This window comes from Flavobacterium sp., assembly GCF_043722275.1.
In the GTDB taxonomy this organism is placed as follows: domain Bacteria; phylum Bacteroidota; class Bacteroidia; order Flavobacteriales; family Flavobacteriaceae; genus Flavobacterium.
In genome coordinates, this window is record NZ_JAYSPC010000013.1 from 95,255 (window position 1) to 120,209 (window position 24,955).

At 32.7% G+C, this 24,955-nt stretch carries 25 protein-coding genes; 10 read left to right on the forward strand and 15 right to left on the reverse strand.

Going from position 1 to position 24,955, the window contains the following annotated elements; genetic code table 11:
• Positions 1-87: 87 nt before the first annotated feature.
• The 9 genes from ACHZDT_RS02045 to ACHZDT_RS02085 all read right to left on the reverse strand — a co-directional run bounded on the left by ACHZDT_RS02045 (position 88) and on the right by ACHZDT_RS02085 (position 9,892).
• Positions 88-1,482 carry a glycosyl hydrolase family 8 gene (locus ACHZDT_RS02045; protein WP_394772999.1) on the reverse strand — a complete coding sequence of 465 codons (1,395 nt, stop codon included), beginning with the start codon at positions 1,480-1,482 and terminating at the stop codon, positions 88-90.
• Between the two features lie 118 nt (positions 1,483-1,600).
• Entirely contained in the window at positions 1,601-6,301 is a 4,701-nt protein-coding gene (locus tag ACHZDT_RS02050; protein ID WP_394773000.1) for an Ig-like domain-containing protein, read from the reverse strand.
• 27 nt (positions 6,302-6,328) lie between these two features.
• The gene (locus ACHZDT_RS02055; RefSeq protein WP_394773001.1) at positions 6,329-6,628 is read right to left on the reverse strand and encodes a DUF6916 family protein; all 300 of its coding nucleotides are present in this window, start codon (positions 6,626-6,628) and stop codon (positions 6,329-6,331) included.
• A 28-nt stretch (positions 6,629-6,656) separates the two neighbouring features.
• Complete coding sequence (locus ACHZDT_RS02060) at positions 6,657-7,148, reverse strand: GNAT family N-acetyltransferase (RefSeq protein ID WP_394773002.1); 492 nt, start codon at positions 7,146-7,148, stop codon at positions 6,657-6,659.
• Positions 7,149-7,165: 17 nt separating this feature from the next.
• A complete protein-coding gene (locus ACHZDT_RS02065; RefSeq protein WP_394773003.1) occupies positions 7,166-7,681 on the reverse strand; it encodes a phage tail protein in 516 nt (171 codons plus the stop codon).
• 39 nt (positions 7,682-7,720) lie between these two features.
• Positions 7,721-8,227 (reverse strand): phage tail protein, encoded by a 507-nt coding sequence (locus tag ACHZDT_RS02070; protein ID WP_394773004.1) that lies wholly within the window; start codon positions 8,225-8,227, stop codon positions 7,721-7,723.
• Between the two features lie 27 nt (positions 8,228-8,254).
• Positions 8,255-8,764 (reverse strand): phage tail protein, encoded by a 510-nt coding sequence (locus ACHZDT_RS02075; RefSeq protein WP_394773005.1) that lies wholly within the window; start codon positions 8,762-8,764, stop codon positions 8,255-8,257.
• Between the two features lie 41 nt (positions 8,765-8,805).
• Complete coding sequence (locus tag ACHZDT_RS02080; RefSeq protein ID WP_394773006.1) at positions 8,806-9,468, reverse strand: hypothetical protein; 663 nt, start codon at positions 9,466-9,468, stop codon at positions 8,806-8,808.
• Positions 9,469-9,700: 232 nt separating this feature from the next.
• Positions 9,701-9,892, reverse strand: coding sequence for a twin-arginine translocase TatA/TatE family subunit (locus ACHZDT_RS02085; protein ID WP_394773007.1), 192 nt, complete (start codon positions 9,890-9,892; stop codon positions 9,701-9,703).
• Positions 9,893-10,104: 212 nt separating this feature from the next.
• Here ACHZDT_RS02085 and ACHZDT_RS02090 point away from each other — a divergent pair, with 212 nt between their 5' ends.
• From ACHZDT_RS02090 to ACHZDT_RS02120, 7 genes are all read left to right on the forward strand, one after another.
• On the forward strand, positions 10,105-10,605 hold the full coding sequence (locus ACHZDT_RS02090) for a peptidase (protein ID WP_394773008.1): 501 nt from the start codon (positions 10,105-10,107) through the stop codon (positions 10,603-10,605).
• 9 nt (positions 10,606-10,614) lie between these two features.
• Positions 10,615-12,099 (forward strand): GH3 auxin-responsive promoter family protein, encoded by a 1,485-nt coding sequence (locus tag ACHZDT_RS02095; RefSeq protein ID WP_394773009.1) that lies wholly within the window; start codon positions 10,615-10,617, stop codon positions 12,097-12,099.
• Positions 12,100-12,114: 15 nt separating this feature from the next.
• Positions 12,115-12,453, forward strand: a complete 339-nt coding sequence (locus tag ACHZDT_RS02100; protein WP_394773010.1) for a hypothetical protein — start codon at positions 12,115-12,117, stop codon at positions 12,451-12,453.
• Positions 12,454-12,637: 184 nt separating this feature from the next.
• On the forward strand, positions 12,638-12,859 hold the full coding sequence (locus ACHZDT_RS02105) for a hypothetical protein (protein ID WP_394773011.1): 222 nt from the start codon (positions 12,638-12,640) through the stop codon (positions 12,857-12,859).
• Between the two features lie 121 nt (positions 12,860-12,980).
• Positions 12,981-14,660 carry a DUF6909 family protein gene (locus ACHZDT_RS02110; RefSeq protein ID WP_394773012.1) on the forward strand — a complete coding sequence of 560 codons (1,680 nt, stop codon included), beginning with the start codon at positions 12,981-12,983 and terminating at the stop codon, positions 14,658-14,660.
• A gap of 121 nt (positions 14,661-14,781) precedes the next feature.
• On the forward strand, positions 14,782-15,174 hold the full coding sequence (locus tag ACHZDT_RS02115) for a hypothetical protein (RefSeq protein WP_394773013.1): 393 nt from the start codon (positions 14,782-14,784) through the stop codon (positions 15,172-15,174).
• A gap of 159 nt (positions 15,175-15,333) precedes the next feature.
• Positions 15,334-16,317 carry a UDP-glucuronic acid decarboxylase family protein gene (locus tag ACHZDT_RS02120; protein ID WP_213296158.1) on the forward strand — a complete coding sequence of 328 codons (984 nt, stop codon included), beginning with the start codon at positions 15,334-15,336 and terminating at the stop codon, positions 16,315-16,317.
• 55 nt (positions 16,318-16,372) lie between these two features.
• On the opposite strand, the gene ACHZDT_RS02125 is transcribed toward ACHZDT_RS02120, so the two are convergent.
• From ACHZDT_RS02125 to ACHZDT_RS02140, 4 genes are all read right to left on the reverse strand, one after another.
• Positions 16,373-17,560, reverse strand: a complete 1,188-nt coding sequence (locus ACHZDT_RS02125) for a glycosyltransferase family 4 protein (protein ID WP_394773014.1) — start codon at positions 17,558-17,560, stop codon at positions 16,373-16,375.
• Entirely contained in the window at positions 17,560-18,648 is a 1,089-nt protein-coding gene (wecB, locus tag ACHZDT_RS02130) for a non-hydrolyzing UDP-N-acetylglucosamine 2-epimerase (RefSeq protein ID WP_394773015.1), read from the reverse strand. Before wecB ends, ACHZDT_RS02125 begins: the two co-directional genes overlap by 1 nt.
• A gap of 271 nt (positions 18,649-18,919) precedes the next feature.
• Positions 18,920-19,450, reverse strand: a complete 531-nt coding sequence (locus tag ACHZDT_RS02135; RefSeq protein ID WP_394773016.1) for an ORF6N domain-containing protein — start codon at positions 19,448-19,450, stop codon at positions 18,920-18,922.
• Between the two features lie 42 nt (positions 19,451-19,492).
• Positions 19,493-20,803, reverse strand: a complete 1,311-nt coding sequence (locus ACHZDT_RS02140; protein ID WP_394773017.1) for a phenylacetate--CoA ligase family protein — start codon at positions 20,801-20,803, stop codon at positions 19,493-19,495.
• 133 nt (positions 20,804-20,936) lie between these two features.
• Here ACHZDT_RS02140 and purD point away from each other — a divergent pair, with 133 nt between their 5' ends.
• A complete protein-coding gene (purD, locus tag ACHZDT_RS02145) occupies positions 20,937-22,211 on the forward strand; it encodes a phosphoribosylamine--glycine ligase (protein ID WP_394773018.1) in 1,275 nt (424 codons plus the stop codon).
• On the opposite strand, the gene ACHZDT_RS02150 is transcribed toward purD, so the two are convergent.
• Entirely contained in the window at positions 22,203-22,433 is a 231-nt protein-coding gene (locus tag ACHZDT_RS02150) for a uracil phosphoribosyltransferase (RefSeq protein ID WP_394773019.1), read from the reverse strand. The two genes, purD and ACHZDT_RS02150, sit on opposite strands and share 9 nt — an antisense overlap.
• A 141-nt stretch (positions 22,434-22,574) precedes the next feature.
• On the opposite strand from ACHZDT_RS02150, the gene ACHZDT_RS02155 reads away from it, so the two are divergent.
• Complete coding sequence (locus ACHZDT_RS02155) at positions 22,575-23,504, forward strand: DUF6427 family protein (RefSeq protein WP_394773020.1); 930 nt, start codon at positions 22,575-22,577, stop codon at positions 23,502-23,504.
• Here the strand turns inward: ACHZDT_RS02155 and upp are convergent.
• Positions 23,499-24,152: a uracil phosphoribosyltransferase gene (gene upp, locus ACHZDT_RS02160; RefSeq protein ID WP_394773021.1), complete on the reverse strand. Its 654-nt coding sequence runs from the start codon at positions 24,150-24,152 to the stop codon at positions 23,499-23,501. The genes ACHZDT_RS02155 and upp overlap by 6 nt on opposite strands.
• Positions 24,153-24,263: 111 nt before the next feature.
• Here upp and ACHZDT_RS02165 point away from each other — a divergent pair, with 111 nt between their 5' ends.
• A complete protein-coding gene (locus tag ACHZDT_RS02165; protein WP_394773022.1) occupies positions 24,264-24,869 on the forward strand; it encodes a DUF4254 domain-containing protein in 606 nt (201 codons plus the stop codon).
• Positions 24,870-24,955: the final 86 nt, after the last annotated feature.

A 24,955-nucleotide genomic window follows, 5' to 3' on the forward strand; every position in this document is an offset into this window, starting at 1 on the left:
AATTCTAAGAAAAAAATCCAAATTCTAATTTGGAAGAAAAAAAATCCCAAACTACAACTGTAATTTGGGATTTTCTGTTTTTATGAATTACTTTAAAATAACCTTTTTAGTAATGCTTTTATTTTCATTTGTAATTTTTATCAAATACAAACCGGTGGAATAATTGGCTAAATTTATCTCTGTATTTTCAGCGGTTGTTTTTTGTTCTGAGATAACTTTTCCTTGTGGAGAAATTACTGAAATCACAGACTTTTCCGGAGCAAAAACAGTAAATCGATCACTACTAGGATTCGGATATAAAGTAACCGTTGATTTTTCGATATCAAAATTTTCATTTGCTAAAGTAACATTTTGAGGCAGATAAAAATTTCCTGTTAATAAAAAGGAATACAATGTTTTCAACGTATGATTGAAATAACTGTTTGGTTCGTTTAAATTTTTTAAATCTGTATATGAAGCATCTAAATGCGCTTGATTTTCTCCGCCCATCGCTGCACAGGCAAAAGCGCCAACAAAAGTTGCATTGTGCCATTGTCCGTTTAAAGATCCGTTTTGATTATAACCATCTTTGATATTAGCAGTTCCGCCAAGATTTACGCGAACAAAATCAGATGATTTTTTCGAATATGTTTTAGCATCTGCAGTTCCAAACCAAACATAGTCAACAGCAATTCTCCAGGGAGTTCTTGCAGCATCATAAGTATACGTTTTTCCTTCTCTGTTATATCCGCCCGCCTGAGCAGAATAAGCTCCTGACTCCATACACCAGTCAGAAACTAAACCTCCAACAGCATTATTTACAGTTAAATTATTGTTGATAATTGCATACGATTTTGTTGCAACAGAATTCCAAAAAGAAGTATCATTAGTAAAAGTTCCAAAAACTCTGTAATACGCCGGTGAAAAATAAGAAGGGTTCGTAATCTGGCTTCCGCCGAATTGATCTCCGGGTTTTAGCACAAAAGTATTGGCTTCAACTTCATGAGATTTAATAGCAGAAATTAAAGTTTTGGCATCATTTTTATAATTAATTGTTCCAACACTTGTCCATTGATAATCGGCTACAATTAGAGCAAAAGCAGCATCTAATTCAGCATCGGTTGCACCATTTGCACCATTAATTCCGGAGCAGCCATTGATCTTCCAATTCATAACGCCATTAGAATTAACATTGTCTTTATAGTATAACCAAAGACCGTCAAAAAGTGTTTTGTCAGTTGCATAAACGGCAAGGAGCATTCCGTAACCAATACCTTCAGAAACAGTTTCAGATGGATTGTCAAATTTTATTCGGTATCGACCGTTAGAACAGGCTTCAACAAAATTGGTTTTCCAGGTATTGTAATTGTTTTGGGCATCCTGGCTATTTTTATTTGAAGCCATTAAACCATTGGCAAATACTGTATTTGCGGGAAAGGGTTGCTTTTGTGCATTACTTTTAAAGCACAAAAAAGCAACAGTAATCAGAAGTAGGTTTTTCATAATTATTGTTATTTGATTTAGGGACGATAAAAGTAAGATTTTTTAGATTAAATAAAAAGCCCCAAACTACATTTGTAGTTTGGGGCTTTCAGTATTCTTATACCAAGTATAAAGCTATTTATTTTTTGATAATTATTTTTTTGGCTTTTACTTTGTTATTGCTTGTGTTTTTGATGATATAAATTCCATCAGATACATTTTCCAGATTAATTGTATTGATTATACTTTCTTCTAAATTCACAGATTTTACAATTTTTCCGGTTTGGTCAACAATGTTGTAATTTCCTTTATATGGAGTAACAATATTAATTATTCCCTTACTAGGATTTGGATAAATTTTAAAGTCATTGGCATTAAATTGGTCAGTGCCAAGTGTTGTAATAGTAATACAATTTGAAGTTACTGAACAACCACCCACTATAATTTCTACCTTATAATCACCCACATTCGCAGGAGTAAAAGATTGACTTGTTTCATTAGTAAGTAAAGTATTTGGACATAGATACCATTTATAAACAGCACCTGATTGATCTGCTGTTAATATTCCTGAATTTAAACTTACTGATCTTGCAATTGCTGATGGATTGTTAATTGTTAATACTAAAGTTTTAGTACTACATCCAACCGAGTAATTGTAATTTCCGGAAGCTGTATACGTTGTTCCATCTTCTGCCCAAGTATAACTATCGCAAGCTGTAATAGTTTCTGTAGACGAAGTTAAAGGAGTAATAGTTAATACTAAAGTTTTAGTATCACAGCCTACTTCGTAATCATAAGTTCCAGATGTTGTATAAGTGTTGCCATCAATTGGCCAAGTGTAACTGCCACATACAGATTTAGTTTCTGTAGATGATGTTGACGGAGTGATTGTCAAAACCAAAGTTTTAATGTCGCATCCAATACTATATGAATATGTGCCGGAAGTGGTATAATTATTATTATTTTCTAACCAGGTATAACTATCGCAAGCTGTAACAGTTTCTGTTGAAGAAGTTGAAGGCGTAATAGTTAATACTAAAGTTTTAGTATCACATCCTACTTTATAATCATAAGTCCCAGACGTGGTATAAGTGTTGCCATCAATTGGCCAGGTATAACTATCGCATACTGATTTTGTTTCAGTTGATGATGTTGAAGGAGTAATATTTAATACTAAAGTTTTAGTATCGCAGCCTACTTCATAATCATAAGTTCCTGAAGTTGTATAAGTATTGCCATCGACAGGCCAAGTATAACTACCGCATGCTGATTTTGTTTCAGTTGATGATGTTGAAGGCGTAATGGTTAATACTAAAGTTTTAGTATCACAGCCTACTTTATAATCATAAGTTCCTGAAGTTGTATAAGTATTTCCATTAACTGGCCAGGTATAACTATCGCAAACAGATTTATTTTCTGTTGAAGAAGTTGAAGGCGTCACGGTTAAAACCAAAGTTTTGGTATCACAGCCTAAAGTATAATTATAAGTTCCGGATGTTGTATAAGTATTACCATCTACAGCCCATGTATAAGTATCACAAACAGCTTTAGTTTCTGTTGATGATGTTGATGGTGTAATGGTAAGATTTAAAGTTTTGGTATCACAACCAATTACTGCTGTTTTAGTTCCAGAAGTGTTATAAGTTGTACCATTTACTGGCCAAATATAAGAATCACATGCTGTAATTGTTTCAGGAGCAGATGAAGTTGATGGTGTAATGGTAAGATTTAAAGTTTTAGTATCACAACCTACAACTGCAGTATAAGTTCCAGAGGCAGCATAAGTAGTACCGTTTACAGTCCATTTATAATTATCACATGCAACAACAGTTTCTGGAGCAGACGAAGTTGATGGAGTTCCTGTAACTGTTTTTACCAATAGCCTGTCGCTTGCACAATAAGCGGCTTCACAAGCAACACAATAAGTAGTATTATTTGCTGTAGGCGTTGCATTTACTGATGATCCTGTAGCAAAACTAGCACCTCCTGCAAGAGTTGTATACCAAGTTGCAGTTGTTCCAAGAGGACAAGTAGCATTTAGCGTAACAGCTGTACTACCTAAGCAAGGAATATTTTCAGTAGAATTTGTAAACGTTGCGCTTGCAGGTTTTATTGATGTTGTTGTAATATTAGAATTTACAGTTGCAAAATTAGTTCCGCTTACAGATACCTGATTGGTTACAGCACATGTATTAGCGGGTAATGTGGCTGCTGCATTTATTGTTGCGCTAAAAGTGATTATAGCACTTTTTCCTGCAGGTAAAGTAAATGATCCAACAGTAATTGTTGATGCTGTGGCTTTTGCCGAACTATTTTTTGCCGTTTGATTGTTACTGGTTGGGGTATTTTGATTTTCAGCAACTACCGGAGTTGTTTCTTCAGTGGTCTTAGGAACTGCAAATTTTGAAGCAGATGCATTAGCAGGAGTTAAAACTGTTCCCGCTAGTATTGTTCCACCACCTTGTTCGTCTAAAGCTGTTGTAGCCGGTGCAACGTTGTTGGCATTCCAAAAAGTAGTAAGGGCTGTAGTTTGGCTTCCTGTAGCAGGTACAAAAGCAGTTGCACCTTGCAAAAGTACTTTATTACCAGTTCCTGACGCTACGACATCAAAAGTTGCCGTACCAAGATTAACAGCATTGTTAGTTGTATTACCGCCAATGTTAGCCGCACTTATTAGACTACTTGTTGCACTTCCAATAGAAATTACAGCAACATGCGCATATGAACTTGGTACTAAACTAATGTTATTATTTTTTATAGTTGCATCCATTCTGGCGTTTGCAGTAGCACTATTATTATCATTAGCTTCAGAAACAATACCATAATTATTGGCATTGGTAATCGTATTATTTAAAATTTCTGAAATGTGTTTAGAATTTCCATACGCAGCAACAGAAATACCATTAGAAACAGAAGATACTCCGCCGCCATTAATTGTATTAAAATTTATTCTGCCATTCATCACAGCGTTATCCTGGCTTCCAACATTACAAGTAAAACTACCGTTGAAACTTGATTTTATAGTATTATTAAAAATATTATAATTTACTACTGCAGATCCGTTTGATTGTAGTGAGAAACCATTACTACCGGGTGTTGAAGCCGCCGCATTTATAGTGTTCCCATCTGCCAAAGTATTTCCGCCTACTTGTATAGTGTTTGTTGAATTACCACCAAAATTTAGTGTTAAACCATAATCTTTAGCATTAGAAAAATCATTTGTTTTTAAAACTAAGGTATTATTTGATGTTCCATAACCTTCAAAAACAAAATTACTGCCACCATTAGATTTATTAAAAGCATTTTTAAACTGAGATCCTGTAATAGTTATATTAGAAGATCCATTATCATTATAGGCATAAAAACCACGTCCCCAAGAATCATTAACATTTGTGTTTGTTATTGTAGATGTGCCTTTTAAATTAAGAGCATATATACCACCGGTTTCAGAACTTTCAATATCATTCCCGCAACCACTTAAAATACTATTACTTAATGCAAAATTATTTACATTATCGATTTTGATACCAAAAACACCTGCATTTGTAAGATTCATGTTTTTTAATGAAATATTAGTACAGGAAATAAAACTTGCACCAACCCATCCTGAGAGTATATTTTGTATTGTTCCTCCAGATCCTGCAGTAGTACCAATTCCGGTAACCTGAAAACTACCCGTGGCATCATTTATAGCTATTCCTCCTGTACCGCCACTTGCAGAAACAGATTGAAAGATACAATCTAAAACTCCGCCACCATTTAATTTTACAGCAACGGCATTTCCGCCTGTTATAGAAACATTTCTTACTTTTAAATTTCCAACGCTTACCCCAGACATATCTGAAGATAATATAACTCCTTGAATTTCATTACCAGATTTTAGGGAAATAGAAGAAAAAGTTGGATTTGTACCAGCGGTTGCAGGTAAAACATTACTGTAAGACGGAACAGTAAGATTCAATAACGTGACCAAACTAGTTGTTGCTCCCTGACCAATTACTTTTTGATTATTTGATAAACTTAATGCAGTACCACTACTTGCGGCACCAGTGTAAATAAAAATAGGATTTGAGCCTGTTAATACAGAAGTAGCATTTTGAACTAATTTGAATGGGCTTTGTAATGTACCGGTTCCGTTTGTAGCAGCCGAACTGTTTATAAAGAATATTGGACTAGAAACGACAATATTTACTGTAGCAGTACTTGTTTTTCCAATAGCATTTGTTAATGTATAAGTAAAGCTGTCAGCACCAGAATAACCAGCTGTTGGATTATAAGTAAAAGATCCATTAGAAGCTAAAACAACAACTCCATGAGCTGGATTTGCCAAAACGGCAACAGTAACCACAGTTCCGTCAGGACTAACATCATTAGCTAAAACACCTTCGACAGCACTTAATGTAATTCCAACATTCCCAATAGAATTATAAGCATCATTTACCGCAATTGGAGTTACTTTAAGAGAATTAGGCACTAAAGTCAAATTAGCGTCTAAAATATCCTGAAAAGTTGTTCCGGTTGCATCTGTTCCGGTATTATTGATTGTAATAGTAAAATCAAGTTGAGATCCCGGAGCAGCATTTCCACCTCCGTTAACCGCAACAGCATTTGTAATACTTAAAGTTGCTGCAACAGGCATAGAATTTACACTTGTTTGTTCTTCAGCAGAAACAGTTTTACTTTTTTGCGATGCTGTTTTAGTAACAATTTTTTTCTCAATTTCGGTAACCTGCCTGATAAACGGAGCAACAAAATTTTCCTTAATAGTGTTGTTATATGACATTCCAAATGTCAGAAACCCAATTAATATTATAACAATTAAGAGTTTGTTTTTTTTCATTTTTTTTACTTTAATGATTTAGCACTATTAAGAAAATACAGCTTCGTATGTCATTCCAACTTTATCAAAACCTATCGGAGTGAGAAACAAATCTAAATTACCTTTAAGAGGATGTACAATGGTAAAAATACCCTGTTCGTAATATTCATTTTTTTGTTCAGTACGAAAAACTAATGAAAATGGACTTCTTTCCAAAGGAGAATAATTATTTAGCTCAGTTACTTCAGTTAATTCTGCGTCAAGCTGAATTTCATCAGAAATTTGAATCTTGAATATTGTATTCAGGAGGGAGTTAAAATCATTAAAAGAGAGTAAAGCTATATCCATATATTATATTTTCGTGTTATCAATTTTATTAAGGACGCCACTCCATTAAATGGTAAACTCCATTTGTTTCGCTAATTTTTGTAAACCCCAATTTCTTATATAAATTCATCGCAGGATTAAAAGTTTCAACGTGAATACTAACATTCAGATTAACTGTTTTTGCCTTTTTTAAGATTTCTTCCAGAATAGAACTGCCAATATTTTTTTTTCGCCAATCAGGCAATAGCGTAATATCAATTATCCTAAAACCCTTTTTTTCAAAAAAGAAATCAATATATAATCGTCCAATAACAACATTCTCTTTTTCAATTATATAAAACTTTGCGCCTGTATAATTTTTTTGATAATATTCGTGTTGAGCAGCAAACTGATGCTCAATAAATATGTTTTTTTCTTCTTCGCTCCAATTTGTACCTTTTTCTAATTCTTCTGTTCGTGTGCTGCCATATATTTGGCACAAAATAGCCAGATCGCTTTCTTTTATGTCACGAAGACTTATATCTTTTATTTCTAAATTCAATGTAAAAAAAAGTTTAATTATGTTCTTGGCGGGAAAACACCCTGAAGCGCGATACAAAAATTCATGGTTAAATATGGCATCATATTATTATGCGGCAGATCTCCACCTGTTGTTGAAATTGAATCATTTCCCATTGCAGTTGTTGGAGCAACGGCAGAATAAACCTTAACAGGATTACCGCGGCCTAAACTATTATTTGTTGGGATCGTTGATTGCGAATTAAGACTGGCAGCCTTTATCGAATGCGTATGAGGAGGTATTTCTGAATCCAGTAAAGCAACGGATTCAACACCACCTATTTCTCCTAAATCATGCATGGATAATCCTGGACCCTGGCCGGGATGCATAGGTGCTCTTCCTTGCAAATCCGGTAGTCCAAAGCTAGATTTTCCGTCACCGCCATAATTGGTACCTAATAATGAAAAAAGAGCTGTGTTTTGACTTATTGGTAAAAGTTGACCATTGCAAAATGTCCAGCCTTTTGGAGCAAAGTTAAAAGGGAATATGCGTATTTCGGCCACAAATGGATCCATATATTTTATTATTAAAATTTAATTAAATAACCTATAATTTTAGGTTTGAGATGGAAATATTCCAAATAATGAAATTATAAAGCTAACACACAAATAAGGTTGAAGATTAGTATGTGGCTGACCACCACCATCTGCGACTATAGTACTATTTTGTAAAACCACACTTGGGGTTGCAGAAGAATATACTTTGCTGCCAGTTGCCGTACTGCTTAAATAAGCATTCGCAGGGTTTCCGCTATCAGCAATATCTGTTGTTGCCACTAAAGCATGAGTGTGCGACGGAATCTGATTTATATCAAGTGTTACTGCTTCAACACCACCTGTTTGGGCAAGCTGAAAGCCATTACCATTATGTATCGGAATACGACCGCGTAAATCAGGCATTGCAAAAGTACTTTCTCCATCACCGCCATAAGTGGTTCCGATTAAATTAAACAATGTTTCATATTCAGAAATTGGAATCAACTGTCCTTCACAAAAAAACCATCCTGCAGGAGCAAAATTTCCGGCAAACATTCTGATTTCACCAATGTAAGGTTGTGCCATATATGTAATTTTTTAATATTATGTAAATTAAGTTGGGCTAGGAAAAACTCCTTGTAGAGCAATACAAAAATTCAAAGACAAAAAAGGCTGCATGTTTAAGTGAGACTGACTTCCTCCGATATTTGTAATAGATCCGCTATTCATTGCCGTAAGGTTTTTATTAGAACTATTATACACCTGATTAGGAGCCGTATTGCTTAATGCAGTATTAGTAGCAGGAATATTTGTAGTTACTGCCTGGATTGCACTATTCAAAACATGTTTATGTGCTGGTAATTCACTGATAATTAATGTATGAGCTTGCTCACCACCTTTTTCGCCCAATATATGGGTATTTCCTACATGAATGGGCGTTCTTCCGCGTAAATCCGGAAGACCAAAATTTACCCTTCCGTCTCCTCCAAAATTTGTTCCCAATAAGGAGAACAAAGCCTGGTTCTGGTTGATAGGTAATAATTGTCCATTGCACATTGCCCAGCCTTTTGGCGCAAAGTTAAAAGACATGATTCTGGTTTCAGCTAAAAATGGTTCTGCCATAATGAAACTATTTTATATGTTTATTTTTTTGAATCGTTTTGTTAGACCAAAATAGAATTAACAGTAAGACTATGCTTAGAAATTACTTCTGCCTGGTATACAATATTATGACCTTCTTTTATAAGAATTTCTGTTGAGGTACTTTTATGAGACAAAGTTGTTTTTAAAAACACACTTCCTTTTTTTGTTATAAAACCATAAGGAGTTAATTGTTGTGCAGGAGCAGGAAATAAATAGTGTGATAAATCAACATGACTATTATTTAGTTTTAATTCCTTCATGGCTACGGATATCGCTTCTAAATCAAATCCGGAAAGTGATTTTAATGTTTTCCATTCGCCATTTGTGTTTTTTCCAAAACATAATAAAACGTCATCCAATTTTCCTGCACCATCTATGTCAAGATGCATTGGAAACATTTTTAGATGACCATCCTTTGAACTATAACAAAAATCACCGGAAGGTTTATAACCTGTTTTCTCCCAATTTGAAGCGGCACTATTATAACAATCAAGAAGTGATTGATCTAAAAGAAAAGTGTTCGAAGAATTTAATTTAGAAAACCTGGATAAAACGTTTTCCTCTTCCTTATCAAGATCAGAAAAATTAAAAGTATTTTGAGCAACGAGAGAACTGCAAAAAATGGTTGTAACACCTACGAATCCAACATTTTTAATAAAATTTCTACGGGTTAAATCGATCATAGTCATGTTTTTAGTAAGGAATTAGAACAAATGTAATTAAAACATAAATTATCCATTAAAAAAAGCATAAATATTTGTTAAAACGTGCAATAATTTTTACAATATTACGTTGTTTTTAAATTTTTTTAAGAAAACGGATACAAGAAATAATTAAGATTTAAAATTTGGCACAAAAAAAATCCCAAACTACAATCTTTATTGTGGTTTGGGATTTCAAATAAGTTGAAAACTCTTATTTAATTTCTTCCTCTTCTTTTTTAACAGTAGGTGCAGGAGGTGCAGTCTGATCGTCTTTAGCAGCGTTTTTAAATTCCTTTATTCCGCTTCCTAAACCTTTCATTAATTCCGGAATTTTTTTACCTCCAAAAAGTAATATCACGATACCTACTATTACGAGGATTTCTGTAAGACCTAATCTTCCCATGGTTTGTATATTTAATGCCGAAGCAAATTGTTTTTCTAATTGAACCGCAAATGTATATAGAATATACGAAGAACAACAGGATTTGGTTTAAAATATTCATATCTTATAGCGTTAAATATTTTATAAAATGATGAAATAACTGTATTCCTTTATTGTTATCAGGCATTAACAAGATGATTAATTATTATATTTGCTCGTATTAAACAATCATAATGGCTAAGAAAAAATTCAATTTCAGAAAAAATTTATTTATCAAAAACCGATTGGTAATTTTGAATGAAGACACTTTTGAAGAAATTTTTTCGTTCAAACTTACCCTGATGAATGTGTTTGTAACATTCACTTTAGGCGGAATATTTTTAATTTTAATTACTACTTTCATAATTGCTTTTACGCCTTTGCGCGAGTTTATTCCCGGATATTCATCTTCTGAATTAAAAAAGAATGCAACTGAATTAGCCATTAAATCAGATTCATTAGAAACTGCTTTAAAGAAAAATGAAGCTTATATACACGGCATTCAAAAAGTATTAAGAGGTGAATTAGAGTATGCAAAATTCAATAAAGATTCTATTTTAACAGAAACCGAAGAACATTCTGATGTGGATATGGCAGCTTCTGAAGAAGAAATTAAATTGAGAGAAGAAGTAGCGAAAACAGAGAAAGAGTCAGACGAAAAAACGCGAAGTAAAAACAAAAGTGACAAAAAATAACTATAGCAAATGTCTATAAAATCAGTAGCAGCAAAATTATTTGCCACCAAAATATACTATAAAACACAGGCTTGGGCTAATAAACCAGTCGAAACTCAACAAGCAGTATTTAAAAGTTTAATAAATAGTGCCAAAGAAACCGAGTTTGGAAAAGATCATCATTTTGATAAAATAAAAACGGTTCATGATTTTAAGAAACGCGTTCCGGTTCGTGATTATGAAGATTTAAAACCTTATATCGACAAAGTTCGAATGGGCGAAAAAAATATTCTTTGGAAAGGAAAACCGCTTTATTTTGCTAAAACTTCAGGAACAACTTCCGGAGCAAAATACATTCCGCTGACCAAAGAATCAATGCCGTATCATATTGAAGCTTCACGAAATGCGATTTTACATTATATATATGAAACCGGAAATGCCGATTTTGTAGATGGAAAAATGATTTTCCTGCAAGGAAGTCCAGTTCTTGTTGAAAAATACGGAATCAAATTTGGAAGATTATCCGGAATTGGAGCGCATTTTGTTCCAAAATATCTGCAAAAAAACCGAATGCCTTCATGGGAAACCAATTGTATCGAAGATTGGGATACAAAAGTAAATGCAATTGTAGAGGAAACCATCGATCAGGATATGACCATAATTTCCGGAATTCCGTCCTGGGTACAAATGTATTTTGAGCGATTACAGGAAAAAAGCGGCGGAAAGAAAATAGGGGATTTATTTAAAAATTTCAATCTGTTTATTTACGGCGGCGTCAATTATGAACCGTATCGCGCAAAATTCGAAAAAATGATTGGGCGAAAAGTAGACAGCATTGAATTGTTTCCGGCTTCGGAAGGGTTTTTTGCTTATCAGGATTCTCAAAAAACAAAAGGAATGTTGTTGTTATTGAATTCAGGAATTTTGTACGAGTTCATTAAAGCCGACGAATTTTTTACTGAAAATCCAAAAAGCTACACAATTGGCGAAGTCGAAACAGGCGTTAATTATGCTTTAATAGTTTCTACAAATGCCGGACTTTGGCGTTATAATATTGGCGATACCGTTCAGTTTACATCGTTGTTTCCGCATCGGGTTATTGTTTCCGGCCGAATCAAGCATTATATTTCGGCTTTTGGTGAACATGTTATTGCCAAGGAAGTTGAAAGCGCCATTAAAAAAGCTACAGCAGGAACTACAATTGTAATTAACGAATTTACCGTTGCGCCACAAATTAATCCTTCAAGCGGATTACCGTATCATGAATGGCTGGTTGAATTTGAAAATGAGCCTGAAAATATCGAAGCTTTCGCCGAAGCAATTGACGATTCAATGCGAAAACAAAATATTTATTACGACGATTTAATCACCGGAAATGTGCTGCGAAAAGTGGTTGTAACCAAAGTATCAAAAAATGGTTTTCAGGATTATATGAAATCGCAAGGAAAGTTAGGCGGACAGAATAAAATTCCGAGATTATCAAATGACAGGAAGATTGCAGATAATCTGAAATAGAGAAACTTTATTTTTATGAAGTATAAATATCATTTAAGACCCGGATATAAATCTCAGGATTTACTAATTGAAATATTTTATGGTGCTGAAAATGAAGATTTTTTCACAGATTTTTTCAATTCTATTTCGGACATAAATCCAGTAGTTGATAAAATAAATGATCTTTGGTTGAATAATGATTATTTACTTGATGTTACTTCAGATATTGGTTCTTTTTCCCTTTCAAAAGACATCTGGGATCTAGCATTTATAATGTCCGAAAATAATCCGGAATGCATTAATAAAATAAATTCAATTTTACTGCAAGATGAGAATTTCCAAAAGATAGAAGTTAATTTTGAGGATTATAAGTAGAAATGAAGTATAAAGCAATTGAATAATCATATACCATATGAAAATATCAGAAATCGAGAATGTGATTTTATAGTTCAATATCGATTTTTTTCATCAGAAGAAGGCGGTCGAAAGGACAAATCCTACTCAAGGTTATCGTTCTGATTTTCTATATTCTGGTGATGAAAATCTAAAACAGTTATGGATGATTTGGCCAGAATTTCTAGATGGAGATGAGAATGTAATTCTCGATAAATCAATATTGGTTCCAACTTCTGGAAAAGCAAAAATGTGGATTCTAAATGGAACATTACAAAAGCTACATAAAGAACGAATTAAAATTGGACTTAAAGGTTATTTCGTAGAAGGACGTCATAAAGTTGCGGAATGCGAGATAATTCAAATTGTAAATTTGGGTTTAAAATAAATGTTATTAAATTAGAACTTCAAGAGATTTCAGTTAAATTGCCATTTATAATTCCTAATTTCGTTTAATAAAAAATACACATTACATCTTCTGAAACAAGAAGATTTTTAAATAAACAAGCATGAAAGAAACCAAAAATATATCAAGATCAAGAGCGCAGGAATCATCTGCGGCAATCGAAAAAATGTACATTACAATGCGTCACTTATTCAACCGTGGTTTTTATAAACCAATGGGAGTTTCGGGCGATAGTTTACGCGAATCATTATTAGCATTACGTCCGGAAATTTACGGAAATATAGGCGAGGAAAAAGTAGAACTTAACGGACTTTTATACGTTATCGAGCGTTTACCAATAGGAATTGAGCAATGTCGATTTATTAATTTAACATCAGACGAAGGATATTCTAAATCGCATTTTCAGGCAATTGTTCCTCCAAAAAGAAGAAGAAATTGTTATAGAATCGATGAAGAACAAATGAATGTTGAAATCACGCGCGGTCGATCAGATATTTATGATATTTTGACGCATTTGACTTTTATTTTCATAGAATCCCATAAAATTAAAAACAGAGTTTTATTAGACGATGGCGGTGAAGTTTCACGTGATTGGATGAAATTAGAACAAGCTGTTTTACAAACAAAAAAGCTTTCTCAAATTGATAAAGAAAAAGCAATTTCGCATGTTGCTAATATTTTGGCACGTACATTTGAAGAAGTTTTAGACATCTATGATGCTTTTGGATCAGAAAATAATCCGGACCGTTTCCTGCATGTTATTTATTGGTTAGGAAAATTAGCGATTGAAGAAGTAATAGAAAATAATAAACGCACGATAACTTTCAGTCCTGTTTTAAGAGAGCGTTTAGGACACCATATTCACGGTGAAATCTGGGCAACAAATATCAAGGAAGTTTTAAAGGCGAATGATCTTTTAAAGCGTCCAATTCACGTGATAAGTGCAAATATGCACAGTGTGATGAATTCTATTTTTGCAACGCCATTGTTGAAAACGAAATTCAAGGACAAATCTGATTTTTATATTTATGAAGAATTAAGCAAATCAGGCGCTAAAGAAACACGAAGTCATGTTGAAGAATTGGCTTTAAAAAATGGTATGATTTCCGTACTTGATAGTTCAGGAACAAATATCGATGTTCAGATTTTTGACACAGCCAAAATTGACTGGGCAAAAACAGCATTTCCAAAAGCTGCGCTTGACGAAACTAAACCTGTTATTATTGTAATGGATTACGCTTTTGGTGAGCAGGCTTATGAAACAATTGACGAACTTTTAAAACCATATAAAAAAGAAACTTTACTAAATGTAAAATCGGTTTCAATAATGGGTAAAGCCGGAATTCTGGAAGGCGGAAAAGGTGACATTATGATTCCTACGGCACATATAAACGAAGGAACTGCCGATAATTATTTCTTCGAAAATGAATTAACAGGCAAAATGTTCGAAGGAAATGATATTGCAGTTTTTGAAGGTGCAATGGTTACTGTTTTAGGAACTTCATTACAAAACAGAGATTTATTGAAATTCTTTCACGAATCAACCTGGGGAGTAATTGGTCTGGAAATGGAAGGTTCTTATTATCAAAAAGCGATTCAGTCAGCATCAAAAATCAGAAAAAGTGTTCCTCACGATATCAAAGTTCGTTACGCGTATTATGCATCAGATAATCCATTAGAAACCGGAAGTACATTAGCTTCAGGCGGATTAGGAACGACAGGTGTAAAACCAACTTATTTGATTACTATTAAAATTTTGGAACAAATTTTCAACGTAAAATAAGTTTGTAAAAAGAATATAAAAACAATCATGTCAATAATTAATGCTATGCTAGAAAAAAAGAAGTTAACACTTTATATTATTAAAAATAATAAGAGAGATCATCTCCTTGAATTAAAAGTAAATGATAAATAATTGGAGTAAATCGTATAATAGAATTATTTTAAAATCTACGCGTTTATTTTTTCTATTTATCACTTTTAATCTTTCTGCACAAACAGAAACGACCGATTTATGCAAACAAATTTATGGAAAATGGGAAACATATTATACACGATTACCATATAGAATAACTCCAAAAAACAATCTTGATATATGGGTTTTTACTGAAAATGGAATTGTGACAATAAATAACAAACCAACTTCATATAAACTAGCGGAGGATTGTTCTAAACTAATTATTAGTAATGATCTTGGTTTTTTCTCTATAGAAATATTAGATGATACTTTATTTCTCAATAGAATAATCTCTACACATGAATCTCATAACATTTACCTAAAAAAACGAATTAAATAAAAATATTATTCTTTCTCTTTTTATGACTGTTTTTTTGTTACTCACAAAATGTTTGACAGATGATATTTAAAGAATGAGAAATTAATTTCAGACAGTTTTTTTAGAATAGTTTCTATAATTTTCTAAATCAGTTACATTTGCGATGTATAAATAAATACTATGAAAAGAATACTTATTACCGGAGCTGCAGGATTTTTAGGATCACATTTATGTGACCGATTCATTAAGGAGGGCTATTATGTTATTGGAATGGATAATCTGATTACGGGAGATCTTAAAAATATAGAGCATTTATTCAAGTTAGAACATTTCGAATTTTATCATCACGATATCACCAAATTTGTTCACGTTCCCGGTGACTTAGATTATATTTTACATTTTGCATCACCGGCAAGTCCGATAGATTATTTGAAAATTCCAATTCAAACTTTGAAAGTTGGATCTTTAGGAACACATAATTTGTTAGGATTAGCCAGAGTAAAAAAAGCAAGAATTTTGATTGCATCAACTTCTGAAGTTTACGGAGATCCATTGGTTCACCCACAAACCGAAGAATATTACGGAAACGTAAATACAATTGGTCCGCGTGGCGTTTATGACGAAGCAAAACGTTTTCAGGAATCGATTACAATGGCATATCACACATTTCACGGCGTAGAAACCAGAATTGTGCGTATTTTTAATACATACGGACCAAGAATGCGCCTGAACGACGGACGTGTAATTCCGGCATTTATAGGACAAGCACTTCGCGGAGAAGACTTAACCATTTTTGGAGACGGAATGCAAACCCGTTCTTTCTGTTATGTTGACGATCAGGTCGAAGGTATTTTTAGATTATTACATTCAGATTATGTTTTTCCTGTAAACATTGGAAATCCGGACGAAATCACCATTAAAGATTTTGCAGAAGAAATTATTAAATTAACCGGAACCAATCAAAAAGTAGTCTATCATCCATTACCAATAAATGATCCGTTACAGCGTCAGCCAGACACCACAAAAGCAAAAGAATTATTAGGTTGGGAAGCAAAAGTAGATCGCGCCGAAGGAATGAAAATTACTTATGATTATTTTAGGTCACTATCAAAAGAAGAACTTTCAAAAGAAGAGCATAAAGATTTTTCGAGTTATATAAAATAAAAAAACGGGCAAATATTCAATAGATATTTGCCCGTTTTCATTTATATCAAGTTGCTTAAAAAGCATTATTTTCAATCAGTTCCTTCATTTGTCGATCAAGATTAAAATGACTTTTTGCATGAAGAAAAATATTTTTTTTCATCTTTTGAATTTCATCTTTTCCTAATGCTGAAATTTCTGTTAAAGTCGCATTTAATTGCTGAAAATCTTCGACAGGAACAACCCATCCCAAATTATTTTCTTCCACAATATCTTCGCCTTCGCCTCCTCCAAAATAAAGAGACGGAAATCCTAAAGCACTATATTCAAATATTTTAGAAGGAACAGAACCGTAAATCCTGGTTTTAAGCGGAACAAGAGCAATATCAAAACCCTTTAAAGTTTCATGCAAAACATTTCGTTCTAACATTCCGTGAAAAAAGATTTTTTTCTTCGGATTTTGATTCAGATAATTTACAATCTGAGTTTTCTCGGCACCATCTCCAAAAATATGCAGTTCTATGTTGCTATTTTCTAAATCTAATTGCTGAATAAGTTCAAAAACACCTTGCGCTACGCCCAATAATCCGGCATAAAACAATTTAATAGGTTCGTTAAGATTGTCTTTTTCTACAAGGAAATCTTCCACAAAATGATCCGGATAATTACGATATAAAAAGCATTTTTTTTCAGGAAACATTGAATGAATATGTGTAATTATTTCATTTGACTGACCAAAAATGTGAGTTGCTTTTTTATAAATAAAACGTTCAATAAAAAGCAACATTTTATGCGAAAAGCTGTTTTTCTTTAATACCTGAAGTTCAATTGCTGCCGTTGGCCAAAGATCTGAAACATTCAAAATTATTGTTTTTCTTTTAAGCCAAAGTGTAAAAACCGAGACAAAAGAAAGCAATAAAGGCGGTGATTGCACAATTACTTTTTTAGGCGTTTTAGCAAAAAGTAAATAGAAAAATAAAGTAGTTGAGAATGAAAGTGTTGAAACGATTCGTTTAAAAATATTCGAACTATTACTTGGATAAATCCAAAGACGTTTTAGCGTAATATTCTGAATTTTTTCGGTAACCGAAAAACGACCTTTATATTCCGGAAACAATTCGCCTTTTGGATAATTTGGCAATGGCGAAATAACCGAAACTTGATATCCGTTTTGATTTAATTTCAAAGCCAATTGTTCGATTCTATTTGCGGCGGCACCTTTTTCCGGAGGATAATAATTTGATATAATTAAAATGTCACTCATTATTTTTTATCCAATAAAATTGAAATAATTCTTTCAGATGCTTTTCCGTCCCATAATTCAGGAATACCGCTTTTTCTTGCACCATTTTTCAAGAACAGTCCAAAGACATTTTTTAAATTCTTTAATGATGTTCCCACAATAGTATTAGATCCAATAGTTTCTGTTTCAGGTCTTTCAGTATTATTTCGCATTGTAAAACACGGAATTCCCATTACGGTTGTTTCTTCAGAAATTCCTCCGCTATCGGTAATAACAGCAAAACTATTTTTGATTAAATACATGAAATTTAAGTAGCCTTGCGGCGCAACAAAAATGATATTTTTAAATTTAATTTCACTTTCACCTAAAATTGCCTGAGTACGTGGATGAATAGGGAAAAGTATTTTTTTGTCATTCACCAGAACATCAATTCCGTGTAGAAGCTCAATTAACGAAGAAACTTCGTCAACATTTCCAGGACGATGTAAGGTTAGAATAATATAATTTTTTTCTTGTAATTGATGTTCTTGCCAAAAATCCGGAGCCGAGATTCTGTTGATGTTCTGATATAAAGTATCAATCATAACATTTCCCACAAAATGCACATTTTCAGGATCTGAACCCAATTTCAGTAAATTTTCTGAAGCCGAAGTTGAGGTTGTAAAAAAGTAATCAGTAATACTATCTGTCAACATTCTGTTGATTTCTTCCGGCATTGTCAAATCTCCGGAACGAATTCCGGCTTCGACATGCGCTACTTTAGTATTGCATTTTTTAGCTACAATCGAACACGCCATAGTTGAATTTACATCCCCAACAACTAAAACCAAATCACAAGGATTTTGAATTAGTTCTTTTTCAAAAGCAATCATAATAGCAGCGGTTTGTTCTGCTTGAGAACCACTTTTCACTTCTAAATTGACATTTGGTTTTGGGATATTTAATTCTTCAAAAAAAGTATCGCTTAGATTTTTATCATAATGCTGACCTGTATGAACCAATCGAAATGAAACATCAAAACCTTCATTTTGTTTGCTTTTAATGGCATTAATAATAGGTGCAATTTTTATAAAATTGGGTCTTGCACCAGCGATTATAGTGATTTTCATAAGTTAATTGGATTCTTTCTAAAAACTTTCTTTTGGCAAAAGTAAAGTTTAAATTGGAATGTAGAGAAATTGAAATGTTTTCTTCAAAATTTAGAAGCAATTTTTAGAGAATATGGTTAAAACGATCTTCAAAATTAGAGGTCACAATTTGTGACCTTAAAGAATGTTGTTCATTTTCAGTAAGTTGAAAATTACTTTCTTAAATCTTGAAGTTACAATTTGCGACTTCAAGTTTTCAAGGTCACAATTTGTGACCTTGAAAAGGAGAGAATTATTTTTTATAACCAATTTTCACTCTTTCACTTTCGTCCTCTTTTTTCTCAGTTAGTTCATCTAAATAAGAGAAAACCAATTCAATATTTTTATCGTGATTTTCCAATTTCTTCTGAATCTGTAAGATATCAACTTTAATTTCTGTAGTATCCAAAAGCATTTGCCTCACTTTCATGAAAATACGCATGATTTGAATATTGGTTTGAATTGCTTTATCGCTTTTTAAAACACTTGATAACATTAGAACTCCATGTTCAGTAAAAGCAAATGGAAGGTATTTTTGATATTTACCTCTCCCTTTCTCTAAGGTCGCAATTTGCGACCTTAGAGAATTATGCTCAATTTCAGTAAGTTGAAACATAAAATCTTCTGGAAATCTAGATAAATTTCTTTTGACTTGTTCATTTAATCTTTTAGTTTCAACTTCATAAAGTAAAGCCAAATCACTATCCAGCATCACTTTTTGATTACGGATAAAATATATTTTGTTTGAAATTGTTTCTTCAGAAAGTAATGATTGATCGTCCATAGGTTTTTAAATAAAAAACACAAATGTAAGATTTTATTTATATTATATGTAAGATGTAAATTGTTTTAATTTACCGCTCTTACTTCTTTCTAAAACTGATTTTTTAGTAAAAGTAAAGTTTAAATTGGGTTCAAGATATAATGCGATTGCTTCGTCAATTTTTTGAATTTGAACTTTATCTAATTCTTTTTCACTCACATATTCAATTTCAAAAGTATCTAATTGCGTTTGTTTGATGATAAATTCTTTTACATTTCCATCATCTTCAACAATGCTTTTGGTAACATAATAAAAGGTCAAACCTGGCGATTTTTTTCCACTTGGTAAGATCGCAACGTCATTTGTTCTTCCAATTAATTTTTTTAGAATCGGTTTTTGAGCTGTACTTTTTTCGTCTAAAATCCCGATATCGCCAATATCATATCGTATAAACGGATGCGCTTTATTAAATAGAGAAGTAATCACGATTCGACCTTCTTCCCCGTATGGGAGAATTTTATTATTTTCATCTAAAATTTCAACAAAAAGGGTTTCAGCATTTATTTGCCAATCTCCATTTGGGCTTTCAAAAGCAATCAAATCAAGTTCTGAAGCTCCATATTCATTAATAACTGCGATCCCGAATTGCTTTTCCAACAGTTTTTTATCCGATTCAAAAAGCATTTCCGAAGTAACAAAACACGCTTTTAATGTGGGACAAACTTCATTTAAAACAATATTTTTATGTTCTAAATATTTGGCAAATAAAACGATAGAACTTGTATACCCATTGATATAATCGAATTTTTTCGTTTTGAATTTCTGCAGAAATTTCTCCAGAACCGCGTCAGATAAATCAAAAACCGGAAACCGAAATCGATGTGTCAAAAAATCTTTAAAACGTTCTTTTCGATATCCAATAAAATCCATCGGAATTCCATAAAAACGAGCTTGAAGCGAATGATTAAAATCGATTTTATACCAGCCAAAACGCATAAAAATCGAAGTCCAGGTTAAAGAATGACAATATTTATCTTTAGCAAAAACAAAAGGCGTTCCGCTTGATCCGGACGTTTTGTTGAGGTAAACATTTTTTCTGGAATAACCTTTTGAAAGCCTTTCTTCAAGCGGTTTTTGTAGATTTTGCTTGTTTAGAATTGGTAAATCTTCCCATTTCAGATCAGTTTTATTCCGGACTAATTGCTGATAAAATGAATTATTCTTTAGATGAAAATCGACAATTTCTTCTTTTTTATTCTGAAGAAAAACAGCATAATCGTCTTCAGATAAATTCACAATTGTATCTAATTCGGCTTTAGCTTTCTTTATCGGAAAACCATTTAATTTTAGGGAAAGATCAAAAATAGAAATCATTTGAGACTAAATTTTCATCAAAAATAATATTATCCCATTACTAACAGAGAAGAATCACGAACTTTTTAAGATTTAATTATTTTTTACGTACAAAAGCAATTATTTTTGCACCACAACTAAAATACAACTACACATGACAATTTTACTATTGGGATCAGGCGGAAGAGAACATGCATTTGCGTGGAAAATGATTCAGAGTCCGCTTTGCGAAAAACTTTTTGTTGCACCAGGAAATGCGGGAACAGCTGCAATTGCTACAAACGTTGCAATGTCTCCAACAGATTTTGATGCCATAAAAACATTCGTAATTCAGGAAAATGTAAAAATGGTGGTCGTAGGACCAGAAGATCCTTTGGTTAAAGGGATTTATGATTTTTTTAAAAATGACGAGAGTTTACAACATATTCCGGTTATCGGACCATCAAAATTAGGAGCTCAACTTGAAGGAAGTAAAGAGTTTGCTAAGGAATTTTTGATAAAACACAACATTCCAACAGCTGCTTATGACAGTTTTACTGCCGAAACTGTAGAAAAAGGATGCGATTTTCTTGAAACATTACAACCTCCATACGTTTTAAAAGCTGATGGATTAGCAGCGGGAAAAGGAGTTTTGATTATTCAGGATCTTGAAGAAGCTAAAACCGAATTAAGAAACATGCTGGTTCATGAAAAATTTGGAGCAGCAAGTTCAAAAGTGGTTATCGAAGAGTTTCTTGATGGAATCGAACTAAGCTGTTTTGTTTTAACAGACGGAAAAAGCTATAAAATTCTTCCAACAGCAAAAGATTACAAACGAATAGGAGAAGGAGATACAGGATTAAATACAGGCGGAATGGGAGCAGTTTCTCCAGTTCCTTACGTAGATGCTGTTTTGATGGAAAAAATTGAAACTCGTATCGTAAAACCAACAATTGAAGGTTTCCAGAAAGACGGAATCGAATATAAAGGTTTTGTATTTATTGGTTTAATCAATGTAAAAAACGAACCAATTGTTATTGAATACAACGTAAGAATGGGAGATCCTGAAACTGAAGTTGTGGTGCCAAGATTAAAATCTGATTTGGTTGAATTATTTCAAGCAGTGGCAGATCAAAAATTGGATACTTTTGAATTAGAAGTTGATCCAAGAAGTGCAACTACAATTATGGTGGTTTCCGGCGGATATCCTGAAGATTTTGAAAAAGGAAAAGTAATTACAGGTTTAGAAAATATTACAGATTCTATAGTTTTTCACGCGGGAACAAAATTAGATGGCGATAATGTCGTTAGTAATGGAGGACGCGTATTGACGGTAACATCATACGGAGACGATTTTCAACAGGCTATAAAAAAATCTTACCAAAATATAGATAAACTAAATTTTGATAAGATGTATTTTAGAAAAGATATTGGCTTCGACTTACTTTAAAAAAGAGTGAGCTGTAGTATCTTGTTTTTCTGTTCCTGCTGCATCAAAAATGCGTAATTGTTTAATCCAATAAATGATTGCGCATGCACAAATGATCATAAAAATCCAGTTAATTGTATTAGCACCAAACCATGTAATACGTTCTAAGTGACGTAAAAAGTCAAGTGGAGCAAATAAAATGTTAACGAATAAGTATTGTATTCCTTCGAAAAAAGCTGTCATAATTTATAAAATTATATGTTATTTATTTTTTTGTAACGCATTGAAGTCAAAATTGAGATAATAGAATCTTTTTTCAACTTGTTGGGTTTTCCTTTTTAAACAAGTATTATATTTACAATCACAAAAGTATAAAATATCCTTATGATAACAAGTGTTTTTAAAAAATCTACGCCATTAAATTATTCATTGGTTGTAATTTTAATACTGGTTTTCTTTTTTGTTTTTCAAATTAAAGATCCATCATGGGTGAGTTCTTATTTTTTGGCGTTCCAAAAAGTAAGTTTGCTTTGCTTTATTTTGGCGTCTTTTTTCCTGATTAATTTTATCGTTAAAAAGAACGGGCTCAGCAAAGACAACGGCTACGCGATATTTTTCTACTTATTGTTTATATTGTTTTTCCCCACCATATTTACGAATGCAAATGTTGTCTATGCCAACTTTTTTGTGCTGTTGGCGCTTCGAAGATTAATTTCGCTGCAATCCTTAAAAGCTTCAAAAGAAAAAATATTCGATGCTTCTTTTTGGATTTTAATAGCTTCTTTATTTCAATTTTGGAGTATACTTTTCTTAATATTGGTTTTTATATCGATTATTTTTCACGTTTCAAGAGATTATCGTAACTGGATTTTGCCTTTTATAGCACTTATGGCAGTATCAATAATTTTTTTATTTATCTCTTTAATCTTTCATATTGATATCATCGAATTTTTCCAGAAACGTGCCGTAATCGATTTTGACATTACCTATTTCAAGAATAATTACGAGAACGGAGCACTTTCAATATACGTTGCAGTAGCTTTATTTTTTATATTTTCAATGTTAACAACGTTGTCAAACAGACCACAAATCGTACATTCTTCATACAAAAAAGTCGTTGCCTGCTTTTTTATTGCGGTCATTGTTTATATAGTTTCGCCAGATAAAAGCAATGATTTATTGTTATTCAGCATTGCTCCTTTGACTATTATGGCTGCAAGTCATGTAGAATATATGCAGCAAAAACTCAATAACGAAATTGTTTTTTATATATTGATTTTGTGTAGTTTATTTACGTATTTCTCTCAACTATAATTTACTTCCGTAAGCAAGATCGCCCGCATCTCCAAGTCCGGGCACAATGTAGTTTTTCTCATTAAGTTTTTCGTCCAGAGAAGCAACCCATAAATGACAGTTTTCAGGCAGGCTTTTTTCAAGAAAAGCAATTCCTTCAGGCGCAGCAATAACCACAACAATATGAATCTCTTTTGGAGTTGCATTTTGAACTAATTTTTCATGAACAGCAACAATAGACTGACCTGTTGCCAACATTGGGTCAAGCAATAAAACCGTTTTGTTATTTATATCAGAAACAGCTTGATATTCAACCCTAATTTCAAAATCAGCATCATTATTTGGGTGATATCTGCAAGCCGAAACAAAACTGTTTTCGGCATGATCGAAGTAATTTAAAAAACCATTATGAAGCGGTAATCCGGCTCTTAAAATTGAACATAAAACCAAATCACTTTCAATTTCGGTTGTTTTTTTAATGCCAAGCGGAGTCTGAATTTCGACATTTTTATACGACAAATCCTTGCTGAGTTCATACGCCATAATTTCGCCAATTCGCTCTATATTTCGTCGAAAACGCATACTGTCGTTCTGAACATTTACATTTCGAATTTGACCTAAAAAGTGATTTAACACGCTATTATTCTCAGATATATAATGGATTTTCATAATGAATTTTTAGTATAATCGATTGGTTATTAATGGTAAACGAAAAATTAAATGTTTTTTTCGGACTATAAAAGTATAAAAAGTATCTTTGTGTCTCTAACAAATAAAGACATGTTTTCAAAATTAGCATATTCTGTTTTCGAACAAAGCATCAAAGATTATCATCAATATGATAATGTTGATCAACCTATAAGTAATCCTTATCCTAAAGATAAATTCGAGCACTTATTATATTTAAAAAACTGGATTGACACTGTTCAATGGCATTTTGAAGATATTATTCGTGATCCGCAAATTGATCCTGTAGCCGCTTTAACTTTAAAAAGACGAATCGATGCATCAAATCAGGAACGTACTGATATGGTGGAATATATCGATAGTTACTTTTTGCAAAAATACAGCGATGTAAAAGTAAAAGACGGAGCAAAAATCAATTCTGAAAGTCCAGCCTGGGCTTTTGACAGATTGTCAATTTTAGCTCTTAAAATTTATCACATGAACGAAGAAGCTAATCGTGCTGAGGCTTCACAAGAACACAGAAATAAATGTAAGGATAAATTAAATATTCTTTTAGAACAAAGAAGCGACTTATCAACAGCGATTGATGATTTATTAGGTGACATCGAAAACGGAGATAAATTCATGAAAGTGTACAAACAAATGAAAATGTACAATGACGATGAATTAAACCCTGTTTTATATCAAAATAAGAAATAATTTCTGGAGCTATTTCCAGCTTTCCATTTCAATTCCTCACAAAAAAATAGAGTTTCTATTGTTCAAAAAAGAGCTTCCGTTGGTCG

Bases quoted from the DNA above. Each gene is read 5' to 3' on its own strand.
- ACHZDT_RS02045 (WP_394772999.1), bottom strand. From the start codon at position 1,482: ATGAAAAACCTACTTCTGATTACTGTTGCTTTTTTGTGCTTTAAAAGT.
- ACHZDT_RS02050 (WP_394773000.1), bottom strand. From the start codon at position 6,301: ATGAAAAAAAACAAACTCTTAATTGTTATAATATTAATTGGGTTTCTG.
- ACHZDT_RS02055 (WP_394773001.1), bottom strand. From the start codon at position 6,628: ATGGATATAGCTTTACTCTCTTTTAATGATTTTAACTCCCTCCTGAAT.
- ACHZDT_RS02065 (WP_394773003.1), bottom strand. From the start codon at position 7,681: ATGGATCCATTTGTGGCCGAAATACGCATATTCCCTTTTAACTTTGCT.
- ACHZDT_RS02070 (WP_394773004.1), bottom strand. From the start codon at position 8,227: ATGGCACAACCTTACATTGGTGAAATCAGAATGTTTGCCGGAAATTTT.
- ACHZDT_RS02075 (WP_394773005.1), bottom strand. From the start codon at position 8,764: ATGGCAGAACCATTTTTAGCTGAAACCAGAATCATGTCTTTTAACTTT.
- ACHZDT_RS02080 (WP_394773006.1), bottom strand. From the start codon at position 9,468: ATGATCGATTTAACCCGTAGAAATTTTATTAAAAATGTTGGATTCGTA.
- ACHZDT_RS02085 (WP_394773007.1), bottom strand. From the start codon at position 9,892: ATGGGAAGATTAGGTCTTACAGAAATCCTCGTAATAGTAGGTATCGTG.
- ACHZDT_RS02090 (WP_394773008.1), top strand. From the start codon at position 10,105: ATGGCTAAGAAAAAATTCAATTTCAGAAAAAATTTATTTATCAAAAAC.
- ACHZDT_RS02095 (WP_394773009.1), top strand. From the start codon at position 10,615: ATGTCTATAAAATCAGTAGCAGCAAAATTATTTGCCACCAAAATATAC.
- ACHZDT_RS02100 (WP_394773010.1), top strand. From the start codon at position 12,115: ATGAAGTATAAATATCATTTAAGACCCGGATATAAATCTCAGGATTTA.
- ACHZDT_RS02105 (WP_394773011.1), top strand. From the start codon at position 12,638: ATGATTTGGCCAGAATTTCTAGATGGAGATGAGAATGTAATTCTCGAT.
- ACHZDT_RS02110 (WP_394773012.1), top strand. From the start codon at position 12,981: ATGAAAGAAACCAAAAATATATCAAGATCAAGAGCGCAGGAATCATCT.
- ACHZDT_RS02115 (WP_394773013.1), top strand. From the start codon at position 14,782: ATGATAAATAATTGGAGTAAATCGTATAATAGAATTATTTTAAAATCT.
- ACHZDT_RS02120 (WP_213296158.1), top strand. From the start codon at position 15,334: ATGAAAAGAATACTTATTACCGGAGCTGCAGGATTTTTAGGATCACAT.
- ACHZDT_RS02125 (WP_394773014.1), bottom strand. From the start codon at position 17,560: ATGAGTGACATTTTAATTATATCAAATTATTATCCTCCGGAAAAAGGT.
- wecB (WP_394773015.1), bottom strand. From the start codon at position 18,648: ATGAAAATCACTATAATCGCTGGTGCAAGACCCAATTTTATAAAAATT.
- ACHZDT_RS02135 (WP_394773016.1), bottom strand. From the start codon at position 19,450: ATGGACGATCAATCATTACTTTCTGAAGAAACAATTTCAAACAAAATA.
- ACHZDT_RS02140 (WP_394773017.1), bottom strand. From the start codon at position 20,803: ATGATTTCTATTTTTGATCTTTCCCTAAAATTAAATGGTTTTCCGATA.
- purD (WP_394773018.1), top strand. From the start codon at position 20,937: ATGACAATTTTACTATTGGGATCAGGCGGAAGAGAACATGCATTTGCG.
- ACHZDT_RS02150 (WP_394773019.1), bottom strand. From the start codon at position 22,433: ATGACAGCTTTTTTCGAAGGAATACAATACTTATTCGTTAACATTTTA.
- ACHZDT_RS02155 (WP_394773020.1), top strand. From the start codon at position 22,575: ATGATAACAAGTGTTTTTAAAAAATCTACGCCATTAAATTATTCATTG.
- upp (WP_394773021.1), bottom strand. From the start codon at position 24,152: ATGAAAATCCATTATATATCTGAGAATAATAGCGTGTTAAATCACTTT.
- ACHZDT_RS02165 (WP_394773022.1), top strand. From the start codon at position 24,264: ATGTTTTCAAAATTAGCATATTCTGTTTTCGAACAAAGCATCAAAGAT.